The following is an 18529-nucleotide window of genomic DNA, read 5'->3' as shown; positions in this document are numbered from 1 at the left end:
GGTTGCGCCCGGGGACGGCGAACCGTCGCTCGGCGATCGGGCGGAGGAGGTTGACATGGAGCTGGTGGCGCAGGGGCCGTACCGGTTCGGGATCGAGCGGCACGGGCCGATGCGGGTGCCGGGGGTCGTCTTCGCCTCCCGGGAGCTGCTGCGTGACGCGCGGCAGTCGCTGGAGCAGGTGGCCAACGTGGCCACGCTGCCCGGCATCGTCGGCGCCTCGTATGCCATGCCCGACATCCACTGGGGCTACGGCTTCCCCATCGGCGGCGTGGCGGCCACCGACGTGGCGGCGGGCGGAGTGGTCTCCCCGGGCGGCGTGGGCTTCGACATCTCGTGCGGCGTGCGGTTGTTGGCCGCCGACTGCGACGCGCAGCAGCTCGCGGCGGCGCTGCCCGACGTCATGGACGACCTGGACCGGGTGATCCCCCGGGGAGCCGGGCCCGGCGGGGTCTGGCACCCCCGGGGGGAGGGCGAGTTGGAGCGGATCCTCGAAGGCGGCGCGCGTTATGCGGTGGAGCGCGGGTACGGCGAGGAGCGCGACCTGACGCGATGTGAGGACGGCGGCGCGGTCGCCGACGCCGACGTGTCGCAGGTGAGCGCGCGGGCACGGGAGCGCGGGCTGGGGCAGGTCGGCAGCCTGGGGTCCGCCAACCACTTCCTCGAAGTGCAGCAGGTGGCCCAGGTACGCGACGCGGCGGCCGCGGAGGCCTTCGGCATCAGGGAGGGCCAGGTCTGCGTGATGATCCACTGCGGCTCGCGCGGGCTCGGACACCAGATCTGCACCGACCATGTCCGCGCCATGGACCAGGCGATGGCGCGGTACGGGATCACCGTCCCCGACCGGCAGCTGGCCTGCACCCCGGTCGACTCGCCCGAGGGCCGCGCCTACCTCGGTGCCATGGCCGCGGCGGCCAACTACGGGCGCGCCAACCGCCAGTTGCTCGCCCATGCCGCCCGTCAGGTCTTCCGCCGGGCCGCAGGGGCACGGCTGACGCTGGTCTACGACGTCTCGCACAACCTCGCCAAGATCGAGACACACCAGGTGGACGGCGACCGGCGACGACTGTGTGTACACCGCAAGGGCGCCACCCGGGCCTTCCCGCCCGGGCACCCGGAACTGCCGCCCGACCTCCGCGAGTTCGGGCAACCGGTGCTCATTCCCGGCACCATGGGAACCGCCTCGTACGTGCTCGTCGGCGTCGCCGGCGGCGACGCCTTCTTCTCCACCTGCCACGGCGCGGGCCGGGTGATGAGCCGTCACCGGGCGGCGCGCGCGGTCACCGGCGCCGAACTGCGGGACCGACTGGAGCGGGCCGGCACCGCGGTGCGCCCGCTGTCCCTGCGCGGCCTCGCAGAGGAGGCGCCGGAGGCCTACAAGGACGTGGACGCGGTGGTCGCGGCGAGCGAGGGCGCGGGACTGTGCCGCGGCGTCGCGCGCCTGGTTCCCCTCGGCGTCGTCAAAGGCTGACCGCGCACCCCCGTCAGACGTCCACCGTCACCAGGCAGGACCAGCCTGAGCCGTCCGGCCCGATGCGCAGCCCGTGCCACGAGACACCCTTGGGCACCGCGCCGACGATCTCCACGTCCGCCAGGGCGGCCATCGCCAGCCGCGCCTCGACGCCGCCCTCCGCGGCGGTCCGCACCTCGACGTCCACCGGCACCTGGCCGTGCACCTCCAGCCGGAACACCACCTCGTCCAGCAGCCCGGCCAGCAGCTCCTCGCCGGAGCCCGTCAGGCGCACGGCCACCACGGAGGCCGCCCGCACGCCCGCGGTCGAAGCGAAATGCCCGACCACCCCCATGACCGCCTCCGCCAGGCACTGCTCCCGGTCCTCAGCCCACGCCTGGAGCCGCAGGTCGGCGGTGTGCGGCAGCAGCCGGTGCCCGCGTCGTCCCCGGACATCGGCCGGCTGGTCCTCGTCCCCGCCGCCGCTCATACCTGGCCCTTCCCCCCGCCTGCGCGGCGGACACCCGCAAGGGCACGGCCTTCGGTCGCGGGATCGGGGTGCCTCGACCCCCGGGGGGACCCCCCGCCGCGGTGTGCCACGGGAGCTGCCGGACAGTGGGCCTCGGTCCGGAAGCAGGAGACGGTCAACGCCGCGCAGAGCCCGCGCCCTCGGCGTAGGAATGGGGGACGGGGGAGTCGGGAGCGGGCGTGCGTCGGACTCGGTGGGTGGGGGGCGGACCTCAGCCGCTTCGACGGGACGGCTGTCGTGGAGCCCGGCTAGCCGAAGGTCCACTGCTGGTTGCTGCCGCCGTTGCACGACCACAGTTCGACCGGCGTGCCGTTGGCGGTGCCGGCTCCGATCACGTCCAGGCACAGGCCGGACTGGACGCCGGTGACGGTGCCGTTGGCGTTGAGGTTCCACTGCTGGTTGGGCTGCCCGTTGCAGGTCCAGAGGATCGCCTTGGTGCCGTTGGCGGTGCCCTGGCCGCTGGCGTCCAGGCACAGCGTCTGGCCCGACATGGTCAGCGTCAGCTCCTTCGACGCGTTGTGCGTCCAGGTCTGGTTGGCTGCTCCGGTGCAGCTGTACACCTGCTGCTGGATGCCCGGCGCGGTGGTGGAGTTCGGGTCGTCCAGGCACTTGCCGGCGCCCACCGCGTGCAGTTCCCCGGTGCTGCCGGTCGTGGAGCCGCCGTTGTCCAGGCCCATGAAGTGGATGGCGTAGGCGGCCATCGGCGTCCCCTGGATCGGCAGCTGGTGTCCGGCGCCGACGATGCTGTACGTCTCGACCTGCGTGCTCCCGGAGCTGCTGTTGTACCGGGCGCGGTTCCAGTTGGCGACCGGCGTGTCCGTCGACGACGGGGTCTGGGCCACCCCGAGCACGTTCGTCCACTGCTTGGTCTCTTCGCCGAGGTTGTTGTAGTTCAGGGTGGAGTCGGCGGTGCCGTGCCACAGCTGAACGCGGGGCCGCGGTCCGGTGTAGCCGGGGTCGGCGTCGTTGCGCACCAGGTCGCCCCACTGCTGTGCGGTCATGGAGACCTGGCCCGCGGCGCAGGGTCCGTTCCAGCCGCGCACGGTGCCCGTGGAGAAGCAGTGGTAGGGCACGCCCATGAACGCCGCGCCCGCCTTGAACACGTCGGGGTAGTCCGCCAGCATGACGTTGGTCATCATCGCGCCGGAGGACTCGCCGGTGACGTAGACGGCTCCGGGGTTCCCGCCGTAGTGCTGTTCGGTGTACGTGACCATCGACATCAGTCCGACCGGGTCGCTCCCGCCGTTGCGGGTCAGCGCCTGGTCGGAGGAGACGTCCCAGCAGCTGCCGCCGGGGTTGGTCGAGGGGTAGATGACGATGAACCCGTACTGGTCGGCCAGGGCGGCGAAATCCGTGCTGGAGTACAGGTAGGGCCCCGATCCCTGGCAGCCGTGCAGCGCGAGCAGGATCGGCGGGTCGACCCTGACGCTGTTCGGCACGTACAGGTACATCTGAAGGCCGGTCGGGTTGGCGCCGAAGTTCGAGATCTGGGTCAACGAGGCGGCGGAAGCCCGCGGTGCGGTGTGCAGGTTCACGCCGACCACGGCGCCGAGCGCGAGGAGCACGGCGAGCAGGCGGGCCTTGAGGTGCCAGGAGCGCAGCATGGGATCTCTTCCTCCGCAGGCTGGTGGGAGCGACCGTGGGCGGGTGGGCCCGGTCGCCGTCATGACGCAGGTCGTTCGGTCGGTGACCCCGGTTCGTCGCAGGGGTGGGAAACCGGTCGGCCGAACGTATGTGAGCGCTCACAAATGTGCTGCGGCCCCGGGGTTGTCGGCCCCCGGGCCGCGGCTCGATACGGGTCCTGACAGTGCATCAGTGTTCGTGGTCTGTCAAGGAATCGCGGGCAGCGCCTGCGATTCCCGGTGCGCCGGGGCCCATCGGCCTGGTCGTGCTCGTGAAAGTTCCGCGGACCCGGCATGCGGGGAGAGTCCACGACCGGCCTGGCCCAGATACTTCCCCGCTCAACCAACCGAGGAAGGCGAGCGACGGCGATCACTCTCACGGGCTCTGACCCGCGCTGCGTGACGTCTGCTGGGCAGGCCCTGCGCCCTTGATCGGTCGGCGGGCAAGGTCGCAGGCCCTGCCGAGGTCCGGGCACGGGGGGAGGGACCTGGTCCAGTTGCTACCCCTCGCGTCGCTCAGCCGGTCACGGTCCCGGACCTGGCCCTGCACGGTGTCCGGTCGGGGTCGGGCGCTCTGTGGGCTACCGGCGTGGCGTCGCGGCGCGCAGGGCGTCGCCGATGTGCCAGTCGTGGGCTGCCAGGAGGCCACGCGCGGTGGCCGGGTCGCACTGGGCCAGGTCGGCGACGATGCGGACGGCGCGTTCTCGAAGCTTGCCGTTGCCGGCCCGCATTTCGACCATGTAGTTGCCGTGGATGCGTCCAGCCAGGGCCATGGCGGCGGTGGTGATCCGGTTGAGGGCGATCTTCTGGGCCGTTCCGGCCTTCATCCGGGTGGACCCGGTGAGGAGTTCGGGTCCGGTGTCGAGCAGGACGCCCAGTTCCGCCTCGCACAGCAGGGGCGTGCCCGGGTTGTTGGCGATGCCGCAGGTCCACGCGCCGGCTGCTCGCGCCTGACGGATTGCGGCCAGCACGAAGGGCGTGCGGCCGGATGCGGCCAGTCCGATCACGGCGTCGCCGGGGCCGATGCCGCGTTCCCGCAGCGCCCGGGCGACGCCTTCGGTGTCGTCCTCGGAGGCGGCTACGGCGGCGGGGCCGATCGGCGCCCTGGTCGCCAGCAGGGCCGGGAACTGCTCGGCGGGGACGCCGAAGGTGGCGGGCAGTTCGCTGACCTCCTGCAGGGCGAGCCTGCCGGAGGTGCCCGATCCGAGGAGCACGGTGCGGCCGCCGGCGAGGTACACCGCCGCGACCCGTTCGGCCGCGGCCGCCAGCGCGTCGTGGGCGGCGACCAGGGCGTCGAGCACAGCGTGCTCGTGACGCTCCATCAGCTGCAGCGCCTGGTCAGCGGTCATCGATCCGAGGTCGACGCTGTCAGGGTGGGGCTGTTCGGTGCGCAGCGTCTCCAGGGGTGGGTCGGGCGTCATCGGGCCGTGGCGAATGTGTGGGCGAGCCGCAGCGCGCCGTCGAGCGGGTCGCCGACTCCAGGACGGATGTGGAGTTCGGGTGCGAGGTCGGCCAGGGCCCGCGCGAATGACGTGCGTGCGACGGCGGCGGCCCACACCCCGCCGACCAGCCCGACCCGCGGTTGCCACGAGGCGTCGGGGCGGATGCCGGCGGTCATGTCGCTCGCGTGTGCGGCTGTCGTGCGGGCGAGCAGGCGCATCTGCTGGTCCAACAGGGACTTGGCGAGCGCGTGTCCCTGTGCGGTCAGCTCGGTGAGCAGCGGTGCGGCGAGCGCGAGTGCGGCGCCCGGCGCCGGGTGCATGTGGACGAACCGCACCAGGGCTCCCGGTTCCCGGCTGCCGTAGACGGCTTCGAGGGCGTCGGCCGTGGACTGCGGTAGCGCGCCGGGGTCCTGCAGATACGCTTCCAGAAGGGCTCGGCCGAGGCGGCTGGCTGAGCCGTGGTCGCCCAGGATCCAGCCGTGGCCGCCGCTGACCCGCCAGCCGGTGCCGGCCGGGGAGCAGACCACCGTCCCGGTGCCCGCGATGACGACCAGGTCGACGTCGCCGTCGAAGGCGTGGTAGGCGGCGGCGAAGTCGGGCAGTACCTGCACTCGTGCCTGCGGCTGGAGTTGACGCAGCGTCCGGTCGACGCGGTCCCGGGCCTGGGCCACCCCGGCGCCGGCCACGCACGCGACCAGATGGTCCACCGGCGGGCACCCGGAGAGGGCGTCCGCGAAACTGCGCGCGAGGGAGCCCGGATCGGTGGACAGGGCGTTCGCAGGCCCGCCGTGCCCCTCGTGTACCACCGTGCCCGCGCTTGCTCCCCGGGCGCGGACCGAGCTTCCGCCCGCGTCGATGCCGACGACAAACGGGGAGCGCGGTGGTGCCTCAGGAGGGTGGGGTCGCATCAAGGTCTCCAAGCAGGTGCCGGAACGACCGGATGGCCGATCGCAGTTCCTGAAGATAGTGCACGCCCCGGAACTCCTGCGGCATCGGCGCGGGGTCGACGAGGGCGTGATCCACCCCGACGGTGTCCACCTGCGCCTGGTAGGGCAGGGCGAGGTTCTGCAAGGCCACTACGTGCTGGAACGGCACGTAGATGCTGGAGGTGACGAACAGGATGGAGTCGCCCGGGCGGAGGCGGGCGACCTGCTCGGCCCAGAAGCGCATGGTCTGACCGGTGTTGGCGCGGTTCGCCCCCGCGGGGTTGGGTGCGGCCACCAGCGTGACCGTGCGTCCCTGCGCCTTGGCCGCTGCGACGCGGAACCGGTCGTGGTCGTCGTATTCGCCGCCCTGCGCCTCGGTGACGAAGTCGCTCTCCAGCTCGAAGGCTCGCGCCAGGCAGTCCTCCATCACGTCGGCCTCGGTCTGCCTGCGCGGCAGCGCGAAGGCGTCGAGCAGGCTGGGCTCGTCCAGGCTCATGTCCTGCTCGTTGCGGGCCAGTCGGCGAAAGGCGGTGAGGGCGGTGACGGATGGTGCGTCGATGTGGCCGCCGGACAGCAGCGCGCCCGCGTAGGCGGCACGCCACAGGTTCGCCCTGACCAGGCCGCCCAGGATCAGGACGTGGTCGTAGCGCGAGGACCGCGGCGGCCGCGCGGTGACCAGGCCGAGGGCTTGCGCGGCGGCGACGGCCAGCGCTTCCCGCGCGCCTGCCACCTCCTCGACGTCGACCTGGTTGCGCTCGACGTACCCGGCCTTCGCCGCCCGGGCCGCCTTGGCCCGGAAGTCCCAGGCGGCGGCGGAGAACCCGTCCAGGTACAGCAACTGCTCGTCGAGGGAGCCCTCGGGCTGTGCGCCCTCGGCAGTGGCGAGGGCGGTGAAGGCATCGCTGGCGAGCCACGCCTGGATCTCCTGGCGCAGCACTGACGGTGTCGGCCGGGTTCCCGAACCGGGGACCGGCACCTGGGCGAAGCACGGGGTGCCGGTCGAGGTGCTGGGTTCAGTCATGGGAGTACTCCTTGGAGTAGTTGGCGTGTTCGCTGCGGAAGGTTCTGTACAGGTCGCCGCTGCGGGCCGAGAGCATCGCCGCCACAGGGCCGTTGAGCGGCAGCCACGACAGCAGCCGCAGATCCTGGGCGCTGTGTTCGCTCCATCGGTGGACGTACGCCAGCCGAGGACGCAGCTCGACGTCGGAGAGGCCGGCCTCGTGGTCCTTGCGCCCGAACAAGGGCGCGTGTTCGACGAAGAGCCGGCCGGGAGAGTCCTCGACGGGCAGGCGGGCGCCGTTGAGGAAGGCCAACCAGACGGCGAGCGGGATGACATCGGGTGCCGAGGAGGGCGGCAACTCGCGGAGGTGCTGCAGGTCCCGGTAGAGGGACACGATCTCGGCCAGCTCGGCCACCGAGGCTGCCCCGTGGGCCAGAGGTTCGACGGGCACCATCGGCCCCTGGGCCTCGGATTCCTGCAGCAGGTCGCCTTCCCCGCACAGGGCACTGTCGACCGCCGTGCGCACGGCGAGCATCGCCCGCAGCCGGATCACGCGTGTCTGCGCGCGCCATGCCACGGTCGAGATGGCGCCGCGCTGCTGGGCATCGGCCCTGGTCGCCGCCAACTGGCCCTCCTGGTCGAGGAATTCCAGCTCGGACATGGCCCTGCGACTGAACCACAGCGTGGCCCGGCAGGCCTGGGCGAAGAAGGTCCGGTGCCCCGCTCCGCGCTGCCGTGCCTGCTGCAGTCCGCGTTCGAGTCGACGCACGCAGACGCCGGCGCCGGCGAGGAACAACTGCTGGGCGGCCGCCGCGTGCTCCCGCTGGTCGACGACCAGGCCCCCGCGGGACAGCAGGTCCAAGGTCTCCAGACCGTTGACCACCTGCGTCAGCGCTTCACCCCACCGGTTCCGCTTGTTCAGCAGCACGCCCATGTTGCGGTAGACATGGCTCAGCAGGGACCAGCGGGCGGGGACCTGGTCGCGCAGCACCACCTGCGAGAGGCGGCGGGCCAGGTCCAGCCCGCCGAGTGTGACGATGTCCCAGCCGACGCTGTGGTCTGCCAGCGCCAGGGAAACCTTGTCGCGCGAGGAGCCGGTCACCGCTCCCGCTCTGGCCTCGAGATAGGCGTCGATGAGCCGTAGCTTCTCGGAACGTTGGGACTGCGCGCGGATGTCGTTGGCCAGTTCGAGTGAGCGGCTGCCGGTGACGAAGGCGCCGCCGGGGGTCCAGCCACGGCGGGGCAAGACCTCACCCACGCGTTGTTGAGGGAGCGTCAAAGTCGCCAGAAGCAGCTCCTCCTGGTCGGACAGGGCCGCGGGCGCCCCCAGCCGTTCCGCGTGCCATGTGATCCGTCCCTCCCCGTGCCCGTCGGCTCGGTGGAGCACGGCCACCAGGCGGGAGCGCGCCATGACCAGGCGGCGCACCGCGTCGGCGCCCGCCTCGCGGTCGCCGCTGATCCGCCATGCGAGCAGTTGCGCGGCGGTGGCGACGGCGGCCGGGTACTTCGCGTTGGAGGGCATCCGGCGGCCGAGCGGCGGCAGGTGGTCCGCGAACAGGTCGTGACCCGACCAGTTCTCGGCGATGTTGTTGCGGAACCAGATCGCGAGTTCGGTGTCCTGGGCGTCGCGGAACCAGGCGGCGACCCGCGGCTCCAGGGCCGTGCGCAGCAACCGCAGCCTGAGGTCGTCGAAGGCGGGCCGGCCCACCCGGTCGGCGAGCCCGGGGAAGGTCACCGTGGTGCCGTCGTCCAGGACCATGGGGTGGCGCGGGCCGAAGTGGCCGGTCAACCTGCGGCCCAGTTCGGCGCGTTCGCCGAGCGGGGGCCAGTTGCCGGCGTCGGCGCCGCGGCCCCAGGGCCAGCTCGTACGGCTGCCGGGCGGTGGTTGCGGGCGGCCGCCCGACTGGCCCAGCAGCCGTGCGGCCTCGCGTCGGACCACGCGGTCGTCGCCGATGCACTCGGGCCACTCGGCGATGGTGTCCTCGTGCTGCCGCAGCCGTAACTGCGCCTTCACCTGAGCGCGGGGTAACGGGTAGGCCTCAACCCCCCACAGAAGAGCAGCCGTTCGCGCCATGCACTCCAGCGTGGCACCACCTCGCGGCGTGAACTCGGCCCCCTCCTCGAACACCTCCAGCACCCTGGCCAGGAAGTCCAGGCCGCGGGCCACACCGTCAGGGCGCCAGTGCCCGTCTGCCACCAGCAGCGGCAGGAACTCCTCGGGGACGCTCGCAGCGGACAGCGGGTTCCCGTGCAGATGGCCCACCAGCGCCCGGGCGAAATCCTTGATCGTTCTTGAAGCCAGCATCGCCCCCATCCGCGTATCCTCACAGGCGGCCCAGGGGGCATCAAGCGGTTTCGCGCAAAGTGTCAGCATTGGTCTTCGGCCAAGCGCGCGGGCCGCCGCCCCCGCAANCCCCGCCCCGTTCACCCCGGACGCCGCCCGAGCGGGCGGGATCGGGGCGCACCGGCATACGGCACTCAAGAGCACTTGCCCCAGGGGCACTTGTGGTGGGGCAGCGGAATGCGGTGCACCTCCGCCTCCTTGCACCACGCGCACTTGGTCCGTCCGGCCTTCGTGCAAGCGCAAGCCATGGTGATCTTCCCTTCCCTCGTCCACCGCCGTCCGCGGCAGTGGACCCATTGCAGCGGCCCTCGCGGGAGTTGGGGGTTGCCGCGACCGAAACCCGGTCCAAGTCGGCGTTGCACCGGAACGTGAAGCTTCACGGGACCGAGCCGGCTCCGCCATGGCTCAATCTCTCCTGGCGCCCGGGCGCATCGGTACGGGCAGCCCAACCAAGAGAGGAGACCAGGGGCATGGACTTCCTGATCACCCTGTACTTCGTGTACCTGCTCGGCATCCCCACCGGTGGCTACGGCGTCTTCTTCTTCCGTGCCGGCCTCATGGGCGCCAACCCGCTGCGCCGCGGCATCGACTGGCGCGTGTTCCTCCTGCCGAACATCCCCTACTTCGCCCTGACCGTGGCCAAGTCCTTCGTCTGGCCCGTCGTGCTCGTCACGTGGCTGGCGACCGGCCGCCGGCCCTCTCCCTGGATCGCCACCACCGAGTACGAAGGCCGCGAGGTCCGGGCCGTCCTGCGCCGTGACCGCGCCGTCGCCGCCGGCCTGCTGGCGGAGTGACACGATGGCCAAGTCCGCATGCTGCGGGGCGCCGACGGAACGCTGGAACGACGGAACCGTCCGATGCTCGGCGTGCAGCAAGAAGCAGTGAACCCACCCGCTGACCGATTCCGCATCAACTGACGTCCGGTCCGGCTCCAGCGCCCCCGGTGCCGGATCCGGATCCGGACGTCTCCACCCGACGGCTCAGGCACACACCTGGACGAGCACTCACGCTGAGGAGCGACACCATGCCCTGGTTCAGCAGAAGGACGGCACCACCGCAGATCACCCGCGACGACCTCGACCGCTTCGGACGCCACGCCTTCGACACCAGGAACGCGGGTGACGCTGAGACCACCTGGGCGGTCAACCTGACGATGCGCGCCTACCAGTGGGGCCAGGCGGACCGAGCCGCATTCATGGCCGCGATGGTCGACGCGGCCACCCACGGACAGTGGGCCGCCCTCGGCGCGGAGCGCATGGTCATCGAAGCCCTGGGCTTTCTGCAGGACGACCCGTCCTTCGACACCGTGATGGAGCACTCGCTGCGCTTCCTTCGCTCACGCGGCATCCCGAAGCTCCACATCACCGGCTACGAGGCGCAGTGGTGGGCCGCCCACGCCGGCAACGAACCCTGGCTGGTCGGCCGCCCCGCCCCGAGCCTGCAGGCCGCACCCATCACACCGCTGCGCGACGGCGAACTGCGCCGAGTCGCCAACATGGGCCCGGACGGCAACGACAACGACATCCTGGTCACACGCGCGGACGACGGCTTCAAAGCCGTCATCGAGGGCCGCTACAGCGACGACGATCCCCGCCTGACCCGCCGAGACTGGCACTTCGCCCCCACCTTGCACGCCCTCTACGTCCGGCTTGGAGACTCGCTGGGCACCCCACCCCCATGGCTGCACCCCGAGCTCGCCCCCTACATCCCGCTGGCCGCGCCCGATCTGAGCTGAACTGCCGTCGTCCTGCCGCCCTTTGACACCCGACCTGGCGGGAGCGCTGAACGCCAGGCCGGCCCCCGGCTCATGGCGTCGCCGGCTTCGGCCCCGAGACCTCCGGCCAGTTGCTGACCAGCGCGGGTGACACCCCCGGAACGGCCCCGCAGTGAGGCGTCTTTCGCCACCTCTGCGGGGCCGCCCCGGTCCCGGCGTCGTCGGGCCGCCGCACCAACCGCCATCGCCTCCACCGCGGCGGCGACCGCGCCGCAGATGACGCCCTGAACACAGGCGGGGAGCTTGGTGGCCGCGCGCCAGGCGTATCCCGCCAGTGGCAGGCAGAGAGCCGGAGAGGGGGCCGCCTTGTCCGCCGCTGCCGGCCGGCGCGTCGAGCGGACCGTTGCCGAGCACGTCAGATCGTGAGAGGGGACGTGACCCCGCGTCTGCGTGACGGCCAGTCAGCTGCTTTCCGGGGCGAAGTCGGCCACGAGCCGGTCGGGTGCGGCCTGCTTCCAGGAGTCCACCAGGATGTCGTACAGCTCGGCGCTGCCTTCCAGAGCGCCGAGTCGCACACGTACCCAAGCGGAAGACGCCTCGTGCGGCGGCACCCAGAACTTCTGCGGCTCCGCAGCGATCAGCTCCGCTCGGTCATGCTTCGGGCACCGCACGGCGAAGGACGTCTGGTCGTCGGGAACCGTGACGAACATCTTCCCGGCGACCCGGAACGTCGGCATGCTCCATGCCTCCTTCTCCACGGTCTCCGGGAGGGACAAGGCGATACGGCGCACGTCATCGGCATCGACCATGGCCGTCACCCTAGACGCCCCAGCGTGGCCGCGTCGGCATCCGCCACCCTTGGCGGCCTCGGCCCCAGAGCGGGGGTCGGGGGTGCGAAGATCTTGGAGCTCGCAAGAGCTGGAACCGGGGGACCTTCGAGGGGCCCGGCTGATCGGGCTGCCGCGCAATCCACTTCGCGCGTGCAGCTGGGCGCGTGGCTGGCCAGTGCTGGGATCAGGCCCGTGTTCGACACCAGCGTCACCGACTGGGACACCGCCATTCTGCTGGCGGAACTGGGACTTGGCGTCGCCGTCGTGCCGGCCCTGCCCGCCTGGACCGGGCCGTCCCACCCGGACCTGCGGCTGATCCCCATCCCCGCGCTACCCGCACTGACGGGGGTCTTCCGATCGCGCGCAGGGAGGCGCACCTGTGCGAGCGCCGGGCAAGGCAGCCCCCGCGACGGATGACCGGACACCGGGCCTGCCCGGCTTTCGTACGGGCGGGCCCGCGTCCTTCTCGGCGCGCACCGCGCCCGGTGCTTCAGTTCGGGGTCAAGTGGACCGCGGAATCACCCAGCCCGGTGTCCAGGTCCCGGCGGCGTCGTGGCCGGACGTCGTGGCGGCGAGGTAGGTGCGGAGGGTGGCCAGCGCTGGGTGGGGGTTGTCGCGGTGCCAGAGGAGTGAGTGCGGGTAGACGGGCGTCGGGTCGGTCACCGGGATGCGGCGCAGGCCGTGGTCGGCGGGCCAGATCAGGCGGGTGGGCTCGCCGATGAGGGTGGCCAGGGCCGGTGTGTCGGCGATGGTGTCGAGGAGGGCGTCGGAGCCGAAGTTGGGGCCGGTGACCTCGATGGTGAGGCCGAACTCGGCGACGAGGTCGTCGTAGTAGGCGGCCCACTCGGTGCCGGGGGCGATGCCGGGCATCCAGATCCGGTGTCCGACGAGTTGGGCGAGGGTGAGTGATTGGGCGCCTGCCAGTGCGTGGGCGGGGCCGGTGAGGAGTTGGAGCGGCTCGTCGAGCACCCGGACGCAGGCGATCTCCTCGGGAAGGGGTCGGCCGGGTGCGGCGACGGCGCGGAAGGACGCGTCGATCGCACCGGAGCGAATCGCAGTGATGGCCGTCTCGATGTCGAACAGCATCATCACGTCGAGGTCGATCTCGGGGTGTGCCCGGTGGAAGCCGCGCATCAGGCCCGACTGCGCGCTGCGTGAGGCGAGTACGTCGACGCGCAGCGGCCGGCGGCCGGGGCGCACGGACGCGCCCGCGCGCTCGGCGACGCGCATCAACTCGCGTGCGTGGGGCAGGAACGCCTGCCCGTCGATGGTGAGCTCAGCGCCGCGTGCGGCACGGGTGAACAGCCGCACGCCGAGGGCGCGCTCCAGCGTGGCGATGCGTTTGGAGACGGCCTGCTGGGTGATCGCCAGGTCGGCGGCGGCCTTCTGGAACTGGCCCGCCTCGGCCACGGCGACGAAGGTGCGGACGGCTTCGAGATCCATGCCGACCCACCTTAGTGAACAACTGATTGTTGTGGATTGCTGGCGGGCCAGTTGTTTGACCTGCTGTTGTCCTTCCCGCTTTGCTCGCGTTGGTCAACGTCGGTTTGTTCGGGTGGGACCGTGAGGGGAGTGCGCCGAGCATGGTGGGCAGGAGACGGCTGGGCGGGCAGTTCGGCTGGCTGTGGGCGTCGTACGCGGTGAGCGCATATGGGTCCGGGCTGGGGTTCGGGGCGTTGCCGATGGTCGCTGTGCTGGTGCTGCATGCCGGACCCGCCGAGGTGTCCGCGCTGTCGGCGGTGGGACCTGCGGTGGGTGCGCTGATCGCGGCGCCGCTCGCGCCGTGGGTGGAGTTCCGGCGCAAGCGCCCGGTCATGATCATGATGGACCTGGCCCGGTTCGCGGCCATGGCGACGATCCCCGTCGCCTACGCCGTCGGATGGCTCAGTTTCGTCCAACTGCTCGTGGTCTCGGCGGTGGTCGCCGCCGCCAAGATCGCCTTCAACGCGGCCAGTGGCGCCTACCTCAAGGCCCTCGTCCGGCCGGATGACCTGCTCGTCGCCAACGCGCGGTTCGAGTCCACGAACTGGAGCTCCATCGCGGTGGGGCCACCGCTGGGCGGGGCGGCGATCGGCCTGTTCGGGCCGGTCACGACCGTGGTGGCCGACGCGATCAGCTACCTGCTCTCCGCGTTGGGCATCACCGCGATCCGCAGCCAGGAAGAAGCGGCGCGAACGACCCACAAGGGCCGTGCCGGGGCGGGCGCACTGCTCGACGGCTGGCGACACCTCATGGGTCACCCCGGTTTGCGGGCGCTCTACCTCAACCACATGCTTGTCGGCGGTCTGATCATGGCCACCGAGCCGCTGCTGGCCGTGCTCCTGCTTCGCCAGCTCGGCTTCCCGCCCTGGCAGTACGGTCTCGCCTTCGCGGCGCCCTGTGTCGGCGGACTCATCGGCTCGCGGCTGGCCCGCCGGGTCGTCGCCCGCTACGGCCGGCACTGGGTCCTCCGGACCGTCGGCACTCTGCGCGCCGTCTGGCTGATCGGCCTGGCCCTTGTCCGTCCCGGCGTCGTCGGCCTCGTCACCGTGATGGGCGTCGAGCTGGCCATCATCATCAACATGAGCCTGTACAGCCCGGTGCTCGCCACCTACCGGCTCGAACACACCCCCAAGCATCTCGTGGCCCGCACCCTGTCGGCCTGGTCGATCGGCCAACAGGCCGCCATCGCCGTCCTCACCGCGCTCGCCGGGCTGCTCGCGGACGTCACCAGCCTACGTACCGCTCTCACGGTCGCGGGACTGCTCATCTTGACCACGCCGCTCCTGCTTCCCCGACAGGACCAGACGTCGCACCACAAGCCCGAACTGTCCCGCAGCCACGCATGAGGCACCACGACGTGCCACCCGCAGGCCGCCGCGGCCGGTCCGCCGGTGCGCAGCCGCGTCGACCCGGCCCACCACCGTTCAGAGAACTCGCGCGGAACCGCCCCCGTGCTTGACCCCACCCATACCGCTCTTCTCGTCACCGACCGCCGGCCCGCGACCCTGGCCTTTGTGCCCGACGGCGAGGACCACGACGCGATGCTCGGTCGTGTGGCAGGGGCCGTCGCCGACGTTCGCGAAGGTGGCGGCAGGATCGCCTACGTACGCGTCGGCTTCACCGATGCCGACAACCAGGTGCCGCCGCCCCACTCGGTGTGGCGGCGGCTCAGTGCCGACCCGGCAGCAGCCCGGCGCCATCTCGACGCGGACCTCCCCAAGGTGTCGCTGCGAGGACGGTGCCGGGCATCAGGGACGTGCGTCCCGCTCCGCACGGCGTAGGACCAGGGCGGGTAGCAGCAGCCAGCTGACGAGGAACCAGCAGGCCACGGCTGCCGACGCGGTCCAGGCGAAGGCGGCGCTGCCGGTGGCCGTGCGCAGCAGCAGGAGCAGGGCGACGGAGATCGTGAGGGCCAGCAGCGCCAGGCCGGTGTCGATCAACCGTGCGGCGACCCGGGTGAGTTCGCGCTTGAGGTCGTGGCCGGACAGGAAGCGGTGGAAGGCGACGGGCGCGATCAGCGCCCCGGTGGCGAAGGCGCCCAGGACCACCGCTGTGGCGTACAGGTCCTTGTCGAAGCCCGACAGCCGCTGGAAGCGCGGGGTGAAGGCGACGCTGAGGAGGAAGCCGAAGAGGATCTGCGCGCCGGTCTGGGAGACGCGGACCTCCTGCAGCATCTCGTTCCACTTGCGGTCCGCCTGTTCCTGCGGCGTCTCGTCGCGCCCGGGTCCGCCCTCGGCCGGTCCGCGGCTGTTCCTCTCGGACATGCCTCACCTCCGTGTCCGCATCCGTATCACGTCTTCGCTTGTCCGGCTTCGTCGGACACGAACGCCCCCGGAGGTGGAAGCCGGGTGACGGGAGGTCAGCGGCCCGGCGCAGCCGCGTCGGCTTCGCTGTCACCAGGCAGTCCACACCCGGATCGGAGGGGGCCCCGGTTTTGTTGCTCTCTCGCTCAACTGCACCTGCCGGATGACCAGTTGCCGATCGTGCTCCATCACGGCGAGCGGCGGTACCTCCGCGTCCACACCCGTCTCCAGCCGCCACAGCGTCCTGCGCGACGGCGGCCCCGCCGCGGGGCTCTCCGCGTCCGCGCGACGGGTACGGCTCCGCGCACGCATGCTGCGTGGAGGTGCACCGCGGCAGGAGCGCTGCTCGGTCGCGTCGACGCCTCGCGCTACGGGTGCGGCGCGGTGCTCACACGGGGTTTCCGGAGGCCTCGGTGCCGTCGCTGGCCTCCGCGCCGAGGCCGAAGAGACGGCCGCCGTCCCACCACTCGGGCGTCTCGTCGACGACCGGGGTGAGTTCGAGCAGCGTCACCTCGTTGCGGCCCAGGACGAGGTCCACGTCGGCGCGTCCGCCGGCGACGGGGACGCTCCGGTGCGAGCGGCCGGGTTCGGCGGCCTCGCGCAGGGCGTCGAGCTGGCGGTTGCTGGGCGCCAAGGGCCGCCCCATCTCGCACCAGGCGGCCCAGGAGTTGCCGGCGTCCTCGCTCACGGAACGGCGGCGCGCGAAGGCGGAGCCGTGCGCGCCGGGGGCGCCGATGGGCAGGGACAGCCGAACGGTGTGGCCGTCGACGGGCTCGCGGCCGGTCGGGTCGGCCGGGGCCCAGGCCAGCACGGTGACGCGGCCGTCGCCGTGCCGCGTGACCAGGTGGTCCTCGCCGCGGGCCAGCACCTGGTCGCCCATGTCGGCCATGAAGGCGTACAGGTGGTAGGTGGGCTTTTTGATCTGCCGGTGCGTCAGCAGGCCGAAGCCGCCGTGGAACGGCGCGGTGGGGATGCCCACCTCCTCGAACACGTCGCTGAACGTCCAGTAGGAGAAGGAGTCCGCGACGTCACCGCCGCCCGCCAGCACCGGCGCGAGGTACGCCGCGTGGAACGCGGTGTCGTGGATCGGGTTGTCCGGCCGGTACGAGGAGTTGAACTCCGTGATGTGGACCGGCAGGTCCGCGAGCTTGGTGCCCGCGAGCTGACGCCGCGGCGCGTGGAACTGCTCGAGCAGAGCCGACGCAGGCATCAGCGTCTGGTGCGTGCCGAACGGCACCTGCTGCTCGGGCCCGGAGCTGTACGCGTGGCGGCTGACGAAGTCGATCGGCAGGTCCCGGGACTCGACGAACGCGGCGAAGCGCTGGATCCACTCGTCCTGGTAGCCCGGCGCGAGCGAGGGGCCGCCGACCTGGAGCTCGGCGTCGACCTCCTTGACGGCCAACGAGGTCACCTCGTAGAGGCGGTGGTACGCGTCCTGGTCCGCGGACCAGAACGGCTGCAGGTTGGGCTCGTTCCACACCTCGATCGGCCACTTCCGCACCTGGTCGAGGCCGTAGCGCTCGATCAGGTGCCTGAGGACGGCGCGGACCAGGTCCGCCCACTCCTTCTCGTCGCGAGGAGGGGTGATGTTGCCCTTCCACCAGAACACGGTGTCGTCGCCCGAGGCGAGCCCGGATGGCATGAATCCGAGTTCCAGGAAGGGCGCGATGCCGAGCTCCAGGTAGGCGTCCACCACCTGGTCGACGTACGTGAAGGCGTGGCGCACGCGCCGCTCGCCGGCGTACTCGTAGGGCCGGTGGACGCCCATCCCGTCGCTGAGCAGCCCGTGGCCCCGGATGTACCGGAACCCGATCTCCCTCTGCACGAGGGCGAGCGACTCCTGGTAGTCACGCCGCAGCGCGAGGTCGAGCCGACCCGTGCCGACGCAGTGGCGCCAGGCGTCGGAGAGCTGACCGATCGACTGGTCGGGAACGACGATCTGCATGGTGGTGGTTCCTTTGCTGCGGTGCGGGTGACGGTGCGCTGCGGACGGGCAGCCGGCCAAGCCGTGCTCCTGCTCAACGCGCCGCGCACCCTAGGGAGTTGGCGGAAAAAGTGTCAAGGCGTCACGGTGGTCGCCTCGTGGCGTACGGCGGCCTCGCGCCGCATGAGCCGGAGGGTCCGGACCGCGACGAACATCTCGGACTTCTCACTCGGCGTCCTTGACCGCCATCCATCGCCGCGAGCGTTCGTCGTCCAGATGGCCGAGCTGTCGGCCGGCCCCGGTTCATGCCTCACGAACCGCCCTCTCGTTTCGGTAACGATTACGCAACTTGCGAAAACTCTACTGTTGCTGCTCGCCCATTTCAGGCGGTAGACATGGCCAGGCCGCCACAGGCGTGCCATTAGTTGCGCAAACTATCGCACCGAATGTGTCACTGACGACAGATGAGGGAGTTTCCACGATGACGAGGAAGACACGCAGCGTCACGGCTGTTGCGATCGGTTTGGGCATGGCGCTCGCCGCCACCGGCTGTGCCGGGGGCAGCACCGGCAGCAGTGGCGGCTCGTCCGACGGCAAGGTCACGCTGACCTTCTGGGAGAACGCCCAACCCGGGCCCGGCGACGACTACTTCAAGGCCGCCGTGAAGGCGTACCACGCGCTGCACCCGAACGTCACGATCAAGATCCAGGCGATCCAGAACGAGGACTTCGACGGCAAGCTGCAGACCGCGCTCAACTCCAACTCCGCGCCGGACATCTTCCTGCAGCGCGGTGGCGGCAAGATGCGGGCCATGGTCGACGCCGGCCAGATCCAGGAGCTGAACCTCACCGACACCGACAAGGCGAACGTGGGTACGGCGGCCGTCGCAGGCGATTCGATCGACGGCAAGGTCTACGCGATGCCGACCGACACGCAGCCCGAGGGCATCTACTACAGCAAGGACCT

General features: G+C 71.5%; 16 protein-coding genes and 1 pseudogene. 7 read left to right on the top strand and 10 right to left on the bottom strand.

Features of this window, described 5'->3' with window-relative positions; translation table 11 throughout:
* Positions 1–55 precede the first annotated feature (55 nt).
* Positions 56–1468 carry an RtcB family protein gene (locus ACFP3V_RS25100; protein WP_380587728.1) on the top strand — a complete coding sequence of 471 codons (1413 nt, stop codon included), beginning with the start codon at positions 56–58 and terminating at the stop codon, positions 1466–1468.
* A 13-nt stretch (positions 1469–1481) separates the two neighbouring features.
* Here the strand turns inward: ACFP3V_RS25100 and ACFP3V_RS25095 are convergent, their stop codons facing one another.
* The 6 genes from ACFP3V_RS25095 to ACFP3V_RS25070 form a co-directional block, all read right to left on the bottom strand.
* Complete coding sequence (locus ACFP3V_RS25095) at positions 1482–1937, bottom strand: archease (RefSeq protein ID WP_380587725.1); 456 nt, start codon at positions 1935–1937, stop codon at positions 1482–1484.
* Between the two features lie 287 nt (positions 1938–2224).
* Complete coding sequence (locus ACFP3V_RS25090; RefSeq protein ID WP_380587723.1) at positions 2225–3580, bottom strand: extracellular catalytic domain type 1 short-chain-length polyhydroxyalkanoate depolymerase; 1356 nt, start codon at positions 3578–3580, stop codon at positions 2225–2227.
* 599 nt (positions 3581–4179) lie between these two features.
* Positions 4180–5019, bottom strand: coding sequence for an N-acetylmuramic acid 6-phosphate etherase (locus ACFP3V_RS25085; protein WP_380587720.1), 840 nt, complete (start codon positions 5017–5019; stop codon positions 4180–4182).
* Complete coding sequence (locus ACFP3V_RS25080; RefSeq protein ID WP_380587717.1) at positions 5016–5747, bottom strand: hypothetical protein; 732 nt, start codon at positions 5745–5747, stop codon at positions 5016–5018. Before ACFP3V_RS25080 ends, ACFP3V_RS25085 begins: the two co-directional genes overlap by 4 nt.
* 181 nt (positions 5748–5928) lie before the next feature.
* A complete protein-coding gene (locus tag ACFP3V_RS25075) occupies positions 5929–6987 on the bottom strand; it encodes a hypothetical protein (protein ID WP_380587714.1) in 1059 nt (352 codons plus the stop codon).
* Positions 6980–9271: a hypothetical protein gene (locus tag ACFP3V_RS25070; protein ID WP_380587711.1), complete on the bottom strand. Its 2292-nt coding sequence runs from the start codon at positions 9269–9271 to the stop codon at positions 6980–6982. Before ACFP3V_RS25070 ends, ACFP3V_RS25075 begins: the two co-directional genes overlap by 8 nt.
* 509 nt (positions 9272–9780) lie before the next feature.
* Here ACFP3V_RS25070 and ACFP3V_RS25065 point away from each other — a divergent pair.
* The 3 genes and pseudogenes from ACFP3V_RS25065 to ACFP3V_RS25055 all read left to right on the top strand — a co-directional run.
* The gene (locus tag ACFP3V_RS25065) at positions 9781–10104 is read left to right on the top strand and encodes a hypothetical protein (RefSeq protein ID WP_380587708.1); all 324 of its coding nucleotides are present in this window, start codon (positions 9781–9783) and stop codon (positions 10102–10104) included.
* 230 nt (positions 10105–10334) lie between these two features.
* On the top strand, positions 10335–11045 hold the full coding sequence (locus ACFP3V_RS25060) for a hypothetical protein (protein ID WP_380587705.1): 711 nt from the start codon (positions 10335–10337) through the stop codon (positions 11043–11045).
* A gap of 104 nt (positions 11046–11149) precedes the next feature.
* Positions 11150–11314, top strand: a pseudogene (locus ACFP3V_RS25055) (transposase); the annotation flags it as partial.
* A 171-nt stretch (positions 11315–11485) separates the two neighbouring features.
* Here the strand turns inward: ACFP3V_RS25055 and ACFP3V_RS25050 are convergent.
* Positions 11486–11833: an MmcQ/YjbR family DNA-binding protein gene (locus tag ACFP3V_RS25050; protein ID WP_380588060.1), complete on the bottom strand. Its 348-nt coding sequence runs from the start codon at positions 11831–11833 to the stop codon at positions 11486–11488.
* A gap of 213 nt (positions 11834–12046) precedes the next feature.
* On the opposite strand from ACFP3V_RS25050, the gene ACFP3V_RS25045 reads away from it, so the two are divergent.
* Complete coding sequence (locus tag ACFP3V_RS25045; protein ID WP_380587703.1) at positions 12047–12271, top strand: type 2 periplasmic-binding domain-containing protein; 225 nt, start codon at positions 12047–12049, stop codon at positions 12269–12271.
* An 84-nt stretch (positions 12272–12355) separates the two neighbouring features.
* Here the strand turns inward: ACFP3V_RS25045 and ACFP3V_RS25040 are convergent, their stop codons facing one another.
* Positions 12356–13297, bottom strand: a complete 942-nt coding sequence (locus ACFP3V_RS25040) for a LysR family transcriptional regulator (protein ID WP_380587700.1) — start codon at positions 13295–13297, stop codon at positions 12356–12358.
* A 140-nt stretch (positions 13298–13437) separates the two neighbouring features.
* Here ACFP3V_RS25040 and ACFP3V_RS25035 point away from each other — a divergent pair, with 140 nt between their 5' ends.
* The gene (locus ACFP3V_RS25035) at positions 13438–14682 is read left to right on the top strand and encodes an MFS transporter (protein ID WP_380587697.1); all 1245 of its coding nucleotides are present in this window, start codon (positions 13438–13440) and stop codon (positions 14680–14682) included.
* 402 nt (positions 14683–15084) lie between these two features.
* Here the strand turns inward: ACFP3V_RS25035 and ACFP3V_RS25030 are convergent, their stop codons facing one another.
* Both ACFP3V_RS25030 and ACFP3V_RS25025 read right to left on the bottom strand, forming a co-directional pair.
* Positions 15085–15600 carry a DUF6328 family protein gene (locus ACFP3V_RS25030; protein ID WP_380587694.1) on the bottom strand — a complete coding sequence of 172 codons (516 nt, stop codon included), beginning with the start codon at positions 15598–15600 and terminating at the stop codon, positions 15085–15087.
* Between the two features lie 427 nt (positions 15601–16027).
* The gene (locus tag ACFP3V_RS25025; RefSeq protein ID WP_380587691.1) at positions 16028–17584 is read right to left on the bottom strand and encodes a GH39 family glycosyl hydrolase; all 1557 of its coding nucleotides are present in this window, start codon (positions 17582–17584) and stop codon (positions 16028–16030) included.
* 460 nt (positions 17585–18044) lie between these two features.
* Here ACFP3V_RS25025 and ACFP3V_RS25020 point away from each other — a divergent pair.
* Positions 18045–18529 (top strand): ABC transporter substrate-binding protein (locus ACFP3V_RS25020; RefSeq protein WP_380587688.1); only part of this gene is annotated, 485 nt, incomplete at its 3' end.

This window comes from Streptacidiphilus monticola (assembly GCF_042658505.1).
Taxonomy (GTDB): domain Bacteria; phylum Actinomycetota; class Actinomycetes; order Streptomycetales; family Streptomycetaceae; genus Streptacidiphilus; species Streptacidiphilus monticola.
This window is presented reverse-complemented; position numbering and strand designations above follow the sequence as displayed.

Bases quoted from the DNA above. Each gene is read 5' to 3' on its own strand.
- ACFP3V_RS25065 (WP_380587708.1), top strand. From the start codon at position 9,781: ATGGACTTCCTGATCACCCTGTACTTCGTGTACCTGCTCGGCATCCCC.
- ACFP3V_RS25040 (WP_380587700.1), bottom strand. From the start codon at position 13,297: ATGGATCTCGAAGCCGTCCGCACCTTCGTCGCCGTGGCCGAGGCGGGC.
- ACFP3V_RS25050 (WP_380588060.1), bottom strand. From the start codon at position 11,833: ATGGTCGATGCCGATGACGTGCGCCGTATCGCCTTGTCCCTCCCGGAG.
- ACFP3V_RS25070 (WP_380587711.1), bottom strand. From the start codon at position 9,271: ATGCTGGCTTCAAGAACGATCAAGGATTTCGCCCGGGCGCTGGTGGGC.
- ACFP3V_RS25085 (WP_380587720.1), bottom strand. From the start codon at position 5,019: ATGACGCCCGACCCACCCCTGGAGACGCTGCGCACCGAACAGCCCCAC.
- ACFP3V_RS25090 (WP_380587723.1), bottom strand. From the start codon at position 3,580: ATGCTGCGCTCCTGGCACCTCAAGGCCCGCCTGCTCGCCGTGCTCCTC.
- ACFP3V_RS25075 (WP_380587714.1), bottom strand. From the start codon at position 6,987: ATGACTGAACCCAGCACCTCGACCGGCACCCCGTGCTTCGCCCAGGTG.
- ACFP3V_RS25025 (WP_380587691.1), bottom strand. From the start codon at position 17,584: ATGCAGATCGTCGTTCCCGACCAGTCGATCGGTCAGCTCTCCGACGCC.
- ACFP3V_RS25035 (WP_380587697.1), top strand. From the start codon at position 13,438: ATGGTGGGCAGGAGACGGCTGGGCGGGCAGTTCGGCTGGCTGTGGGCG.
- ACFP3V_RS25095 (WP_380587725.1), bottom strand. From the start codon at position 1,937: ATGAGCGGCGGCGGGGACGAGGACCAGCCGGCCGATGTCCGGGGACGA.
- ACFP3V_RS25100 (WP_380587728.1), top strand. From the start codon at position 56: ATGGAGCTGGTGGCGCAGGGGCCGTACCGGTTCGGGATCGAGCGGCAC.
- ACFP3V_RS25060 (WP_380587705.1), top strand. From the start codon at position 10,335: ATGCCCTGGTTCAGCAGAAGGACGGCACCACCGCAGATCACCCGCGAC.
- ACFP3V_RS25030 (WP_380587694.1), bottom strand. From the start codon at position 15,600: ATGTCCGAGAGGAACAGCCGCGGACCGGCCGAGGGCGGACCCGGGCGC.